The organism is uncultured Draconibacterium sp. (assembly GCF_913063105.1).
GTDB lineage: Bacteria > Bacteroidota > Bacteroidia > Bacteroidales > Prolixibacteraceae > Draconibacterium.
The window spans coordinates 59,860-74,437 of sequence record NZ_CAJXYQ010000002.1; the positions used below are offsets into that span (position 1 = coordinate 59,860).

A 14,578-nucleotide genomic window follows, 5' to 3' on the forward strand; every position below is an offset into this window, starting at 1 on the left:
TATGCTTACTCGAATCAGCTATAAAATTGATAAATATGACTACGCTTTATACGCCAACAACCAATCTTTTGGATGGTAATCCCGAACAAAAACGGGCCGAAATCCGCGACTATTTTTTAAAAACCTATGCCCTTGATGAGCAACTTTATACTTTTTTAAAGACAGAAAAAGCCTTTTATCGCCGGGCCGATACTTTGCGGCATCCGCTTATATTTTACTATGGTCACACGGCCGTTTTCTTTATCAATAAACTTATTCTGGCAAAAATTATTGATACCCGTATTAATCCGCGTTTTGAATCGATATTTGCCATTGGTGTGGATGAAATGAGCTGGGACGACCTGGATGAAAGTAATTACGACTGGCCATCGCTTGATGAGGTTGATGCATACAGGCAAAAAGTTAAAAATGTAGTACTTGATGTAATTGATAATACGCCATTGGAATTGCCGGTGAATTGGGAAAACCCATTCTGGATAATAATGATGGGGATAGAGCACGAACGTATTCATATCGAAACTTCTTCGGTGTTAATTCGTCAGCTGCCGCTTGAACTTATTACACCCGATATTTTTGACCTTACGTTGGCAGAACGTGGAGAAGCTCCTGAAAATAGTATGTTGCCCCTAAGCGGAGGGGAAGTGCTTTTGGGTAAACCACAGCAGCATCGGTTTTACGGTTGGGACATGGAATATGGCCGGTACAAAGTTAGGGTTGATGACTTTAAAGCTTCGCAATACCTCGTTTCAAATGGCGAATTTTTACAGTTTATTGCCGATGGTGGTTACCAAACGGAAGAATTCTGGACTACAGAGGGCTGGCAATGGAAAAATTATGAGCAAGCAGCGTTTCCGCGGTTTTGGCGAAAAACAAATGACGAGTATTTTTTACGTTTGGTCGATCAGGAAATTAAGATGCCCTGGAACTGGCCGGTAGAGCTAAACTACCTCGAGGCCAAAGCTTATGCCAACTGGAAAAGCAAGAAGGAGGGAAAAAGCTACCGCTTGCCAACCGAGGCGGAGTGGTATTACCTGGCGCAGCAGTGTGGAATTACTGATGAAAGTTTTCATGAGCAGGACGCCAATATTGCGCTGGCAAAATTTGTTTCACCTTGTCCGGTAAATCAATTTAAAAGCGGCGATTTTTATGATGTAATTGGTAATGTGTGGCAGTGGACCGAAACACCGGTAACCGGTTTTCCGGGGTTTAAAGTGCACCCCATGTACGACGATTTTTCAACACCAACTTTTGATGGTAAACACAACCTGATAAAAGGCGGATCATGGATTTCAACCGGAAACGAAGCCACCTGGCACGCACGCTACGCTTTTCGGCGGCATTTTTATCAGCATGCAGGTTTTCGATTGGTGGAAGCTGAAAAACCACTGCTCATTAGAAACGATTCGTACGAAACCGACCAGGAAGTAACCCAATCGTGTGAATTTAACTACGGACAAACGATTGCCGGTTTTAAAAACTTCCCGAAGCAGATAGCCGAAATTTGTAAAAAATATGCAGGAACCAAAGCCGATAAGAAACTATTGGATTTAAATTGCGATACCGGCAGAACGGTTTTCGAACTGGCTACTTCGTTTCAGGAAATTACCGGGATCGATTTTTCAGCGCGTTTTATTCGTTTGCCCATTCAAATGAAGGAACAGGGCTTTATTCGTTACATCACAAAAGATGAAGGCGAACTGTTGTTTTATCGGGATGTGCAATTAAAAGATTTGGGACTTGCTAAAACCGATAACCTGCAGTTTATGCAGGCCGATGCCAATAATTTAAAAACCATTTATTCGGGTTACGATGTTATTCTGGCCGTTAACCTGTTGGAAGAACTGTATGCTCCCGATCGTTTTTTATCAACAATTCACGAGCGGTTAAATACTAACGGAATACTGATTCTTGCCACAACATACGATTGGGAAAGCAATCCTGTTAAACGTGAACACTGGCCCGGAGGATTTAAAAAAGACGGAGAACCGCTTACTTCTTTTGAAGGGATAAGCACTTTGCTTGAGCGTAATTTTGAGCTTGTTGCGCCGCCAAAGAACTTGCATGCTGCCTACCCTTTATCTTCGCGTAAGTATCAGGTTTCAGTACCCGAAATATCGGTTTGGAAAAAGCGCTGAAGCGACTTAGTTGGCCTTTTTGTACTTCTTCTTTTTTACCGATTTAAAAGCGTCTGAAATGGTGCGCCAGTATGCTTCGTGAAAACGAAGGCCTTGCTTGCCAATGATATCCTTGTAGCTTTGGGCTTCATCATCGGGGTGAAATTTTCGCCGGTACATCTCCTCGTACAGCGCCGGAATTTCGGGGTGAAACTGAACCGCAAAAACATTTTTGTATTTATGGTGTGCCAGCCCTTCAATAATTTTGCCATCGGGCGAAAGGGCAGTTACTTCCAGGTCCTTTCCAATTTTTTCGGCCGCCTGATGATGACTGCTGTAGATTCGGGGAGTACTTCGTTTTGATACTTTTACCGCTTGCCCAAAAAACGGATGGTCGGTAAAATTAATGGTATGCAGATTGCCAAACATAAACAAAGAATCGTCTTTAATTTTATGCCAGTAATTACGGTGCAGGTTGGTGCGGCCAATTCCTACCGTTTCTTCGGGTGTAAAAGCGTCGTATCTTTCTGCAGGTATATCCTGAATAAGTGTGCCGCCGGTAGCCACATTCATGGTTTGCATTCCCAAACAAAATCCGGTAACCACATAGTCGGGGCGTTGCTCTAAAAAAGCTTTAAAATCAGTGTTTTGTAACCCTCCAAGCAGGTGAAACATAAACGAACATTCGTAGAGGTGCCGTTCGGGGTCGGTAACTACCGACAGGGTGTTCTCTTCACCATAAAGTTCCGGTTGAATATCAGGGCCTCCAAAAAATATTACGCCAATCGAGTGTTTAAAAACCGTTGCCAGGTCGTCGCTAATGTCGTTTTCGCGGTAAACGCTTTCGGTATTCAGTTCGCCTTTAATTTCGTGCAGGTAAAAATTATCAAGTTTATTCTCCTCAATGTAATTTTTGGTGGCTTCAAAATCATATTTTTGGTCTTCAAAATAAACGCCCACAAATCTTACTTTGTTTTTAACGTCAAAAAGGTTGGCATCAGTAAGGTACTGAATGGTTTTTATTCGTTGTATGGTAGGGTCGCAAAGAATAATGTACTGCTTACGTTTGTTAAACTCGGTATTAAAAAACGCCTGGGCAAATGCACTTGTCGTTATAATCAGGCTAAAGAGGAGAGTGAGAAGCTTTTTCACTTGAATATAATTAAGTTAATATTTTGTATTTCAAATATATATAATGTCAGTTTAATATTTGCTGGTCGATACCCGTGGAACTCGCATAATTAATTTATTCATGTCCTTTTGTGTTCCTTAGACCATGATCCTTTCATTTGTTTTGAGTTGTTTATTTATAAATGTCACGATGACGTGTAACCACTGAGCCATTATTCATGGTGCACCCATCTTGTTTAGTATATTGCTGTTCTCTCAAAATTATAATATTGTTTAAAACAATACAATGCACTGCAACAAATTAAAAAAACATAATTTTAAGTTCCACAAAACTTAAACTTTGTACATTTGTTTAATCGAAAAAAGAAATACTATTATGAATTTTAACTTTAAATCATCTTATTTAGTACTGGGTGCAATTGTTTTAATTGTTTTGCTGCTGTTTGGTGGCCGCATGTTTAAAATATTAAAACCCGGTGAGAAAGCTGTAATTTTTAAACCCTATACCTCCGGGTTGGATAAAGAGAATATTTACGGCGAAGGCTTCCATATAATTGCGCCATGGAATGAGCTGGAAGTATACAATGTGCGCGAACAGCAGCGCGACGAAACCATGGATGTACTGGATAAAAACGGGCTTTCGGTAAACGTTGATGTTACCGTTCGTTTTAACCCATCGTTTCAAAATATTGGTTTTCTGCACGAACAGTTTGGGGTAAATTATATCAATGTATTGGTCATTCCTGAAGTTCGCTCTTCTGTACGTCAGGTAGCCGGTAGGTATACAGCCGAAGAAATATATTCGACAAAACGTGCCGAGGTGGAACAATCAATAATTACAGAAACCAGGGAAGTACTTAGTGAAAATTTTATTGATATGCGTGCCTTGTTAATCCGTTCGATTAACCTGCCAGCTCAAATTAAGGCTGCAATTGAAAACAAACTGCAACAAGAACAAGAGGCATTGGCCTACGAGTTCCGGCTGAAACGCGAAGAGTCGGAAGCTGAAAGACGTCGTATTGAGGCAGAAGGTATTGCCAATTACAACCGGATTATAAATGCAAGTTTAACCGACCGTATTTTACAACAACGTGGTATTGAAGCCACAACATCATTGGCAGAATCGTCTAACGCAAAAGTGGTTGTTATCGGAAGTGGAAAAGACGGGCTACCACTTATCTTGGGAAATAATTAGTTTTAATAGCATAAATAATAAAAAGCGAGCTGGTAATACCGGCTCGTTTTGGTTCAAATAAATTGTAACCCATTCATTCAACATGTTCGAATTCCTTTTTCACTATTAATTGGCAGTGGCAATAAACGGAGCGAGAACATCACACAATAAACAGTATTATGAAAAAAATCAAAAATCCCTGGAAAGATCCTAAAAACATTGGCGAGTACAACTGCTTTGCCTGCTCGCCATATAACAGCGGAGGTTTGCATCTCGAGTTTTGGGAAGATTGCGAAGAAATTGTGACCAAGTGGAACCCGGAAAGGTGTTATGAAGGTTGGATTGGTGTATTGCATGGCGGAATTCAGGCTACCTTACTTGATGAAATAGGTGGCTGGGTGGTTATGCTAAAATTACACACCACTGGCGTTACCCGCGATTTGCAGGTGCGTTATCTGAAACCGGTGAAAGTATCGAAAGGAGAACTAACTGTTCGTGGTCGTTTGGAGTCTTTTGAAGGACGTATCGCAAAAATCAGTGCCACATTATACGATGGCGAAGGCGAGGAGTGCGCGAAAGCTGATGTTTCGTATTTTGTTTTTCCGGAGAAAATTGCCAAAGCACGCTACCAGTATCCCGGAGTAGAAGCCTTTTACGAAAAATAATTCTGCTGCCACTGTCAGTCAGAAATTGGGTGTTTTGATATGTGTTGGATTAATTTATTCTTCCTCTTCGTCGCTGTAGGATAAATAAGACTCATCCTCGTCTTCTTCATCAAAAGCATCGTAAATGGATGGTTTTTGTTTGGAACCTTTTTGCCACGAACTACCGTGGTTTTTTTGTTTTCTGTCAAATTTGTCCAGATCGGGGAAACGGTTTTTGTTTACTTTCTTTTTCATCACGTCAGCAAACCAATGTTGTTATTATTTAAATTGTTAGCATTACTATTTAATGCAGGAAAAATAGAAAAAAAATAAATAAAACAAAGCAATCGTTTATTATTTTTAGCACATTGTTATTTTGTACGGAAGATTTTATAATATGTTATCAATGAAGAGTTTAAAAATTCTGTTTTTTGTAGTTGTTTGTACCCTGATTTCGGAAGGAATATTGGCCCAGGAGAATAAACGTTTGGATAAACTTTTTGAAGAGGCCCGAAATGATTATGCCGCTAACCGTTATTCGGAGGCCATTAAAACAGGAACCCAGATTTTGCAAAAGGATGCCAATTATGCCCAGGCACATTTATTGCTTGCCGAAATTTATAAGGAAATGGATTCAACACGTCTGGAAATTAAGCATTTGTCCAAAGCGGTTGACCTGGATGATAATCCCCTGATTGATTTTAGATTGGGTGAGGCATTTTATAAACTCGGAATGTATTCAGAGGCACTTAGTTTTTACGAAAAATATAAAGAGAATAAAACTATTCCCGAGAAAAGACAGTTTTTGTTGGCCTGTAAAATTGCCAGTTGCCGTTTTGCAATAAACAGCATTCAGAATCCGGTAGATTTTGAACCCACCAACCTGGGCGAACAAATTAACACGCCTAACGATGAGTACTGGCCCACGCCAACACTTGATGGAAAACACTTGGTATTTACCCGCTTAATGAAGAGCAGTGGAAGGCCTCAGGAAGATTTTTTTATGGCCGAGCTTGATTCGTTTAACTGGGAGAATGCCTTGCCCATAAGTGCAGTTAATACCGATGATAACGAAGGGGCACAAACCTTATCGGCCGATGCGAAGATTTTGTTTTTTACAGCCTGCAACCGAAACGATGGAATGGGAAGCTGTGATATTTATTTTTCGCGCCTGATAAACGGAAAATGGAGCGAACCCCAAAACGCAGGAGCTCCATTAAATACCACATCATGGGAGGGGCAACCTTCACTTTCGTCTGATAACAAATACCTCTATTTTTCGAGTAACCGAAAAGGCGGTAAGGGAAAAAAAGATATCTGGCGAATTGCTTTTAACGGTTTTACCGCAACGGGATTACCCAACTGGGGGACACCCGAAAACCTGGAGGCCTTAAATACATCGGGCGACGAGATTTCGCCTTTTATACATGCCAATAATCACAATTTTTATTTTGCCTCAGATACTCATGTTGGCATGGGCGGACTGGATTTATTTACAGCTACCATAAGCGAAAATGGACAGGTTGCCGAGTTGAAAAACATGGGGTATCCAATAAATACGCACAAAGATGACCTGGGATTAACCATCAGCTCCATTGGTGATATCGCCTATTTTTCGTCGGCCAGGGAATCGGACAATGGCCTGGATATTTTTTCGTTTAATCTGGACCGGGGGCTACAGCCACGCGCAGTAACCTACATTAAGGCAAAAGTTAGCAATAAAACCACTGCCCAGCCTGTTATGGCCGATATTGAATTAGTAAACTTAAATTCATCTCTTGCTGAACCTCGTATTGAAAAAGCAGATATAAACGGCGAAATTATGCTGGCCTTACCGGTTGGCCGAAATTATGCATTTAACGTTTCAGAAGAAGGGTTTATGTTTTATTCGTATGCCATGCGCCTGGCCGATGCCAATTCATTAACCGATCCGTTTATTTTAAATATTAAGCTGGAACCAATTGAAGTGGGAGCCGAAATGGACCTTTACAATATTTATTACGAAACCGACTCTTTTGCCATACTTGCCGAATCGGAACCGGAGTTACAAAAATTAGTGGCTTTTTTACAAAATAATAACAAATTACGCGTAGAGATTCAGGGACACACCGACAGCTCGGGTAAGCCTGAAAGTAACCTGGAGCTATCAAAACTAAGGGCCAAATCGGTTGTTGATTACCTGGCTGAGAATGGAGTAGGGGAAAATCGTTTGCAGTCGGAAGGTTATGGCGATACGCGCCCCGTGGCTACCAACGAAACGGTTGAAGGGCGACGGTTAAACCGTAGAACTACCATAAAGATTATTGCAAAATAAGCAAGTTAAGGTGTTCCGAGCAAAGCCATCTTTTACTTGCTTACTGTTGTGCGGAAAAACCAATTAACAGGCTGATATAAAAATTTCTTGGATTTCCGGGATAATAATAGCGCGGAGGATTGCCACCAAATGAGGGAGCATTTACCGCCAGCATTGATGTGTAATGAATGTCGAAAATATTTTGGATTCCTCCACGCACATCAAATTTAAAGTTTCCTTTTTTAGCCTGATAGCGAAGTTCTGTACTTGTTAGTCCGAAGGCGTCAGAAAAGGTGGTGTTAGCATCATTTACCGGCATTTCTCCATTGTAGCGGTACCAGGCATTTATGGTAAAGTTTTTAAGCGGTACCAAACTGGCACCCAGGTTAAAGGTTTCTTTGGCAGTTCCGGGCAGTAATTTGCCCGAGTAATCGTTTCCGAGATTTACAAAATCGCTAAAATGATAATTGGAAAGGGTGGTACTGCCAAACAGGGTTAGCAGGGCAGCTTTATTGTGCCTGATTGTTACCCACGTAAATTCTGCTTCAACCCCCGGGTGTACTGATTGACCGGCATTTACTCCAATATAGGCATCTTCGCCCGTACGGTGGGCCACCAACAGGTTGTCAACATATATGCGGTAATAACTTGCCGATAGCTTAAAGCGGTTGGTAAACTGTGTTCTGAAACCCGTTTCAAAACTCCAGCCCGACTCGGGTTTAATGTCGGGGTTTATTTCCCCTTCAGGCAACAACGTTTCTTCAAAAGTGGGGGTCGAAAAACCATGACTCACATTTCCGAAAACAGAGCATTCGTTGCTGAGCAACAAATTTACACCAAGTCGTGGTGATAAAACCGGCTTATAACTTCGCTTCCCCGACTGATCACCGTTTTCGTGAAAGTGATCGTTGTATTTAAAGCGGGTGAGGTTGCCGTTCAGGCCTGCTGATATGTAAATCCTGTCTTTAATATTCGATTCAAGCTGAAGAAAAAGATTCTCGTACTGGCGTTTTTCATTGTTATCAGAAAGCAATTGGTTGTTGTCGTTATTGTAGGTTTGCCAGTTGTAATTTTCACGAAACATTTCAAGCCCCGAGGTCATTACCACTCTAAACGCTTCAGTTGCAACTACTTTTTGAATATAGGCTCTCCAACCAATATAATCAGATGATTCTTTTAGGCGGTTAAAAGGGCGCAATTCATCAAGATTACGCATACTGCCAAACATTCCAACCGATATTTTTCCATCGTTAAGCGTAAAACGGTTAAAAGATATTCCAAGCTGCGAGTTGGTGTAATCTTCGTATCCTTTAACAGCAGACCAGTTTGCAGCAGCGCTTTCGGGGCTGTTCAGGTAGGTGTCAAAGTCGAGCGAGCTGGGAATATAAGCCTTCATTTTGGTGGCTTTGGCCAAAAACTGGAGGTTCGATTTTTCAGAAAAATTATAAACAGAGTTGAGCAATATATTTGCACGAGTGGTTGAGTTATTATCCCGATAACCATCGCTTGATAAAAGCGAACCTAACGCATATATTTTTAATTTATTGTTGCTAATACCTGCCGTCAGCGTGTTTTTATAGGTGCCAAACGAGGCCAGTGTACTTTGGTTCTGAACAAAATCCTTCAGCACTGTCTTCGGATGAAAAAGTAAGACCCCGGCCAATCCGGCGCCGTATAAACTTGATGACGGGCCTTTTATGATTTCAACACGTTGAATCGCCGAATTTTCAAGGTCTTCCAAAATGGTCTCGCCATCGCCGGTGGTAAGCGGGATCTCGCCAAAGTAGGCTTTAATTTTATTGGTGCCGTAGGGTGTACGCGAGCCTATTCCGCGGATGGTAAGACGGTTGGTGTTAAATGTGCCGTGGTGCATTAAAATGCCGGGAATACGGTTTAATGCATTAATTGGTGTTAGTGCATCTCCCGATTCTAACTGTTCGTTAATAATAAGATTTACAGGCGCTGGAGTATTAAAAATATTGTAGGGCGAACGAAAGGCAGTAATTGTAATTTCTTCAATTTCATCGCTGATAAGGGTTGTGTCTTGCCGGGTGAAAGGTAATTGCGCCAAAGCATATTTTGTATGCCACAAACATAGAAATGCCAAGAAGGCAAAAACGATAAGCCATTTTGTTTTCATATAAAACGGTTTTCTGTTTCTAAATCAAAGTTAATGAAAAGTCGTGAATTTTATCAGGGGATTGTATTGTGCAGAATCAGTGATACTTTTTTAAGCAAATTATTTTAGTTGTTTTGCAATACAGGCAAATAGTTTGTCTTTAATTATTGGCTTGGTAATGTAATCGTTTAACCCCGCTTGCAAAGCTGTTGATCTGTCGCCTTGCAAAGCAAAAGCTGTTTGGGCAATTATAACTACATCGGTATTAAATTTTCTAATTTCCCGGGTAGCTTCGTATCCATCCATGTCTGGCATTTTAATATCCATCAGAACCAGGTTGATATTCGGATTTTTACGCATTGTTTCAACGGCCTGAATTCCTCCGTTTACAGTCAAAATATCGCTACAGAAGGGTTTTAAAAATATCGATAAAAATAACGTATTAACCTGGTCGTCTTCAACAATCAGCAGTTTTATATCGTTTGGAAGCTGCTCCTTGTTGCCAATATTTTGTTTTTTTTGAGCGTTTGTATCTTGTGCCGGTGTGTTCCAGGGGATTTGAAAGAAGAAGGTAGATCCTTTTCCTTCAGTAGATTCCAACCATATTTTTCCACCCAACATTTCGGCATACGATTGGGCGATAGCTAAGCCTAATCCTGATCCTTCGAGTGCTTTCCGATCGTAAATGTCGCCCTGTATAAATCGTTCGAAAATCGCCTTTTTTCGGTTTTCAGGTATACCTGCCCCCGAGTCTTTTACATAGCAGAAAAAAGAATTCTCCTTTCTCTCACAGCCTATTTCAATTCTTCCTCTTTCGGTATATTTTATGGCGTTTTTTACTAAGTTAGAGAAGATTGAGTTAAATTTGGTCGCATCGGTAATCAAAATATCTTCATTGGCACTAAGCTTGTTAAAGGTATTTAGCTCAAGGTTTTTAGCATAGGCCTGAGGACGAAAAAACTCCAGCAACGATTCGATTTCTTTATAAATTTTAAATTCAGATAAATGAATTTCCATTTGTCCGGCATCAATTTTTGAGATATCGATAATGTCGTTAATGGTATTTAGCATTCGTTCTCCGCTTTGCTGAATTATGCCCAGAAAATGCTGTCTTTGATCTTCGGGTAGCTGAGCATCTCTTAAAAGATCGGTAAATCCCAGAATTCCGTTCATGGGAGTCCTGATTTCATGACTCATGTTAGCCAGAAAAGCAGATTTTAATCGCTCTGATTCTTCCGCCTTTTCTTTAGCTTCTGATAATTGCACCAGCAGGTCCTGGAGCTCTTTGGTTTTATTCTCCAATGCATCGCGCTGCCGTTTAACTTCTTCCAGCTGATCGAGTAATTGCGGGTAGTAGCTTTTTTTGTGGGAGTTCTCGCCAAGTCCGATTATCCTGTTTCGAATCTCTGATTTTTTCTTACCGGGCATTCCTAAATATGTTTTGAATATCAGCTATTTCTGCATCTCGTGGATTGGTAACAATGCACGCATCATTAAATGCTTTTTTGGCAAGATGAGGGATATCCGCATCGTGAATGCCAATTTGATTTAAACCTTCTCGTATTCCGCAGGCATACTTAAACTCCTGGATTGTTTCTACCAGCAGGGCTTTACCTCTTTCAGTACTGGTATGAATCAGGTTTAAATCCATTGCCTTAGCAATTTCAATGTATTTATTGGGTACAGCATCGTAATTAAAATCTACCACATGGTCTAAAAGAATTGCGTTGCAAATACCATGAGCAGCATCTTTAAGCCCGCCCAGGGCATGTGCCATGGCATGCACCAGTCCCAGGCTGGCGTTGGAAAAAGCAATACCTGCAAGTAAGCTGGCCAACATCATTTTGTTGCGGTATTTCAGGTTGTCGGGTGATTTTAAGGTAAGTGGTAAATATTTTTTTATCAGTCGGATGGCTTCCAGCGCGTTCATATCCGTAATGGCCGAACTGGCTGATGAAGCATAGGCTTCAAAAGCATGTACCATGGCATCGATACCGGTTGCAGCAGTTAATTCCGCATTCATTGTTAAGGTGGTTTCTGCATCGATGAGCGAAGTGTCGGGTACAACAGTTTTACTAATAATCGCCATTTTGGTCTTTTCGCTGGAGTTAAGAATTATAGCGAATTGCGAAATATCGGCTGAGGTTCCGGCAGTGGTTGGAATACATACCAATGGAGGCATGGGGTCGGCAATTTTATCAACGCCTTCAAACCTTTCGATAGCATTAAAATTGGTACTAACAATGCCAATGCCTTTTGCTGCATCCATTGCACTTCCACCGCCTATTGCCAGAATTACATTACAGTTTTCCTTCCTGTACATTTGCGCACCTTCCATTACCTCGTGGTCGCGCGGGTTTGGAGAAACATGATCAAAAATGCAATAGGCTACTTTGTTTTCAGTAAATTGTTTTTCAATTTTTGAAACCAGCTTTGTTTCCCTTAAACCTTTGTCGGTAACAACTAAAACTTTTTTTGGGCTGAAGAAATTAACATAACGGCTTGCGAGCTTGATGGCGCCATCACCAAGAATAAATTCAGGGATAAGGCATTTGCGCAACGGAACGTTCATTTTTTTTAGGTCCTGGTTGATTGTGTAAATATGCAAAATATTGAACGAATAAACAACGTTGCTTCTGGTTGAGGATAAATAATCTTTATTTTAATAATTTGTGTAGAGGTAATTTTTGTGAATAAAAAAGCCCGTCAGGATTACTGACGGGCCGGTAGTTACAACTTATTTATGGTTAATCTAAACTGGTGAGGAAGGCATCGCGTTCTTTTAAAAACTCCGATAACCTTTCAATCGGATCTCGGGTAATTGCAACTCGTCCGGAACGGATAAACTGCATTACTTTAAATTGATTCAGTTCTTCGAAAAGTGCCTGTGTATCTTCTTTGTGGCCGGTTTTTTCAATTACCACATAGTCTTTTGTAATCTCCAGAATTTTTGCTCCTGCGCGCCGAACGATTGTTTCAATAGTGTCGCTTTCGTAAATGGGCTCAATAGGTACTTTATACAAGGCAATTTCCTGAAAAATCATCTCGTCGTTGGTGTGGTAAAAAGCTTTTAATACGTCAATTTGTTTTTCAATCTGGCCAACAAGTTTAATAGCCATGGCCTGGGTACATTGCACCACAATGGTAAATTTATAAATGCCTTGTATGGCCGACTCGGATACGGTAAGGCTGTCGATGTTTGTTTTCCGACGTGTAAAAACGTTGGTAATTCGTGTTAGCAATCCAATGTGGTTTTCTGAATAAACCGATATTATATATTCTTGTCTCATTTGTTCAACTTTTAGCGTTTACAATTCTCGAATTTATTAAGGCTCTAAAATTACATCAGAAACAGATGCACCCGTTGGAACCATCGGGAATACATTGTCTTCTTTTTCAATTTTAATTTCAAGCAAGTACGGCCCGTCATGGTCGATCATTTTTTGAATGCTCGATTCCAGATCTTCGCGTTTATCTACGGTGTGGCCTTCAATTCCAAATCCTTTACCAATGGTAATAAAATCGGGGTTATGTAGTTCGGTAAACGAATATCGTTTTTCAAAAAACAATTGTTGCCACTGTCTTACCATCCCGAGGAAGTTATTGTTAAGCAGCATTATTTTAACCGGAAGTTTGTTTTGGGCAATGGTACCCAATTCCTGAATTGTCATTTGGAAACCTCCGTCGCCAACCATAGCAACAACTGTTCTGTCGGGGGCTCCCAGTTGTGCACCCATTGCCGCCGGAAGACAGAATCCCATTGTTCCCAGACCTCCGGATGTTACATTGCTACGCGAATTTTTAAACTTAAAATAGCGCTGAGCAATCATTTGGTGCTGACCAACATCGGTAACCAAAACAGCTTCATGGTTTGTTTTTTCAGAGGCTATTCTTACTGCCTCACCCATGGTTAAGCCCGGTTTTGTGGGGTACAGGTCTTTTTGAATAACCTTTTCATTCTCAATGGCATCGCATTTCCTGAACTCATTTACCCATGCTTCGTGCTTGTTTGGCTGAACGTTGTTGGTAAGCATTTTTAGTGCTTTTCTTGCATCACCAAGTACACTAACATCTGTTTTTATAATCTTGTCAATTTCTGCCGGATCAATCTCTATGTGAATTATTTTGGCATTTTTGGCATACTCGCTTACTTTTCCGGTAACACGGTCGTCGAATCGCATCCCAACAGCAATAATTAAATCGGCCTCGTTGGTAAGTTTGTTGGGGCCGTAATTTCCATGCATTCCCAGCATCCCAACATTTAAAGGGTGTTCGGTAGGCAAGGCTGAAAGTCCCATCAGTGTCCAGGCCGCCGGAATACCTGTTTTTTCAATAAAGTTTTTTAATTCTTCTTCAGCACGGCTTATTATAATTCCGTGACCAAACAATATCAAGGGTTTTTTTGCTGCATCAATTAATTCGGCAGCGGCTTTTACCTCGTGTGGGTCAACGTGTGTTTCGGGCACATAACTACGGATTTTTGTACATTTCTCGTATTTAAAATCCAACTCTCCAAACTGAGCATCTTTGGTGAGGTCGATTAAAACCGGTCCCGGACGGCCTGTGGTGGCAATGTAAAAAGCTTGTGCTATGGCTTCCGGAATTTCTTCGGGTGTAGTAACCTGGTAGTTCCACTTGGTAACCGGAATAGACATCCCAACAATGTCGGATTCCTGAAAAGCATCTGTTCCGAGCAGTGGGGAAGCCACCTGGCCGGTTATGCATACCAGTGGGGTAGAATCAATCATTGCATCAGCAATACCCGTCATCAGGTTTGTTGCTCCGGGGCCCGAGGTTGCAAAGCAAATACCTGCTTTGCCTGTTACGCGGGCATATCCCTGAGCGCCGTGCACAGCACCCTGCTCGTGTCGGGTTAATATATGTTTTACCTCTTTGTCAAAATCATACAAAGCATCGTAAACGGGCATTATTGCTCCGCCCGGATACCCGAATATAGTATCCACTCCTTCTTCCATTAACGACAGGATTAATGCTTGTGAACCGGTAACTTTTTTTGCTGTCATATTCGTCTGTTTTTAGGCCGGCTTTATGTGCCGGTGTTCTGTTTCTCGTTGTTTTTTATCTTTTGCTGTATAATTACAA

The 14,578-nt window shown here is 41.1% G+C and carries 12 protein-coding genes; 5 read left to right on the forward strand and 7 right to left on the reverse strand.

All coding sequences use genetic code 11. The features are described 5' to 3' along the window. The first annotated feature begins 35 nt into the window (after positions 1-35). The gene (ovoA, locus tag QZ574_RS01950; protein WP_297086229.1) at positions 36-2,135 is read left to right on the forward strand and encodes a 5-histidylcysteine sulfoxide synthase; all 2,100 of its coding nucleotides are present in this window, start codon (positions 36-38) and stop codon (positions 2,133-2,135) included. 6 nt (positions 2,136-2,141) lie between these two features. Here the strand turns inward: ovoA and QZ574_RS01955 are convergent, their stop codons facing one another. Then, positions 2,142-3,266 carry a gamma-glutamyl-gamma-aminobutyrate hydrolase family protein gene (locus QZ574_RS01955; protein WP_297086231.1) on the reverse strand — a complete coding sequence of 375 codons (1,125 nt, stop codon included), beginning with the start codon at positions 3,264-3,266 and terminating at the stop codon, positions 2,142-2,144. Positions 3,267-3,621: 355 nt separating this feature from the next. Here QZ574_RS01955 and QZ574_RS01960 point away from each other — a divergent pair, with 355 nt between their 5' ends. The 3 genes from QZ574_RS01960 (at position 3,622) to QZ574_RS01965 (ending at position 5,084) form a co-directional block, all read left to right on the forward strand. Continuing rightward, positions 3,622-4,440 (forward strand): prohibitin family protein, encoded by an 819-nt coding sequence (locus QZ574_RS01960; RefSeq protein ID WP_297086233.1) that lies wholly within the window; start codon positions 3,622-3,624, stop codon positions 4,438-4,440. A gap of 61 nt (positions 4,441-4,501) precedes the next feature. Then, positions 4,502-4,549, forward strand: coding sequence for a CRISPR-associated DxTHG motif protein (locus QZ574_RS19410; protein ID WP_363313385.1), 48 nt, complete (start codon positions 4,502-4,504; stop codon positions 4,547-4,549). Positions 4,550-4,598: 49 nt separating this feature from the next. Next, entirely contained in the window at positions 4,599-5,084 is a 486-nt protein-coding gene (locus QZ574_RS01965; protein ID WP_297086235.1) for a PaaI family thioesterase, read from the forward strand. Between the two features lie 54 nt (positions 5,085-5,138). On the opposite strand, the gene QZ574_RS01970 is transcribed toward QZ574_RS01965, so the two are convergent. Further along, positions 5,139-5,318 (reverse strand): hypothetical protein, encoded by a 180-nt coding sequence (locus tag QZ574_RS01970; protein ID WP_297086236.1) that lies wholly within the window; start codon positions 5,316-5,318, stop codon positions 5,139-5,141. A gap of 151 nt (positions 5,319-5,469) precedes the next feature. On the opposite strand from QZ574_RS01970, the gene QZ574_RS01975 reads away from it, so the two are divergent. Then, complete coding sequence (locus QZ574_RS01975; RefSeq protein WP_297086239.1) at positions 5,470-7,377, forward strand: OmpA family protein; 1,908 nt, start codon at positions 5,470-5,472, stop codon at positions 7,375-7,377. A gap of 40 nt (positions 7,378-7,417) precedes the next feature. On the opposite strand, the gene QZ574_RS01980 is transcribed toward QZ574_RS01975, so the two are convergent. From QZ574_RS01980 to ilvB, 5 genes are all read right to left on the reverse strand, one after another. After that, entirely contained in the window at positions 7,418-9,496 is a 2,079-nt protein-coding gene (locus QZ574_RS01980; protein ID WP_297086241.1) for a TonB-dependent receptor, read from the reverse strand. A gap of 99 nt (positions 9,497-9,595) precedes the next feature. Then, positions 9,596-10,903, reverse strand: a complete 1,308-nt coding sequence (locus tag QZ574_RS01985) for an ATP-binding protein (RefSeq protein ID WP_297086242.1) — start codon at positions 10,901-10,903, stop codon at positions 9,596-9,598. Then, positions 10,893-12,047 (reverse strand): alcohol dehydrogenase-like regulatory protein ErcA, encoded by a 1,155-nt coding sequence (gene ercA, locus QZ574_RS01990; RefSeq protein WP_297086244.1) that lies wholly within the window; start codon positions 12,045-12,047, stop codon positions 10,893-10,895. Before ercA ends, QZ574_RS01985 begins: the two co-directional genes overlap by 11 nt. 175 nt (positions 12,048-12,222) lie before the next feature. Continuing rightward, a complete protein-coding gene (ilvN, locus tag QZ574_RS01995) occupies positions 12,223-12,765 on the reverse strand; it encodes an acetolactate synthase small subunit (RefSeq protein ID WP_297086246.1) in 543 nt (180 codons plus the stop codon). Between the two features lie 36 nt (positions 12,766-12,801). After that, positions 12,802-14,499, reverse strand: coding sequence for a biosynthetic-type acetolactate synthase large subunit (gene ilvB / locus QZ574_RS02000; RefSeq protein ID WP_297086248.1), 1,698 nt, complete (start codon positions 14,497-14,499; stop codon positions 12,802-12,804). Positions 14,500-14,578 lie beyond the last annotated feature (79 nt).

Coding starts and splice junctions, on each gene's coding strand:
- QZ574_RS01970 (WP_297086236.1), bottom strand. CDS start 5,318: ATGAAAAAGAAAGTAAACAAAAACCGTTTCCCCGATCTGGACAAATTT.
- QZ574_RS01985 (WP_297086242.1), bottom strand. CDS start 10,903: ATGCCCGGTAAGAAAAAATCAGAGATTCGAAACAGGATAATCGGACTT.
- QZ574_RS01980 (WP_297086241.1), bottom strand. CDS start 9,496: ATGAAAACAAAATGGCTTATCGTTTTTGCCTTCTTGGCATTTCTATGT.
- QZ574_RS01960 (WP_297086233.1), top strand. CDS start 3,622: ATGAATTTTAACTTTAAATCATCTTATTTAGTACTGGGTGCAATTGTT.
- ovoA (WP_297086229.1), top strand. CDS start 36: ATGACTACGCTTTATACGCCAACAACCAATCTTTTGGATGGTAATCCC.
- ercA (WP_297086244.1), bottom strand. CDS start 12,047: ATGAACGTTCCGTTGCGCAAATGCCTTATCCCTGAATTTATTCTTGGT.
- QZ574_RS01965 (WP_297086235.1), top strand. CDS start 4,599: ATGAAAAAAATCAAAAATCCCTGGAAAGATCCTAAAAACATTGGCGAG.
- ilvN (WP_297086246.1), bottom strand. CDS start 12,765: ATGAGACAAGAATATATAATATCGGTTTATTCAGAAAACCACATTGGA.
- ilvB (WP_297086248.1), bottom strand. CDS start 14,499: ATGACAGCAAAAAAAGTTACCGGTTCACAAGCATTAATCCTGTCGTTA.
- QZ574_RS01975 (WP_297086239.1), top strand. CDS start 5,470: ATGAAGAGTTTAAAAATTCTGTTTTTTGTAGTTGTTTGTACCCTGATT.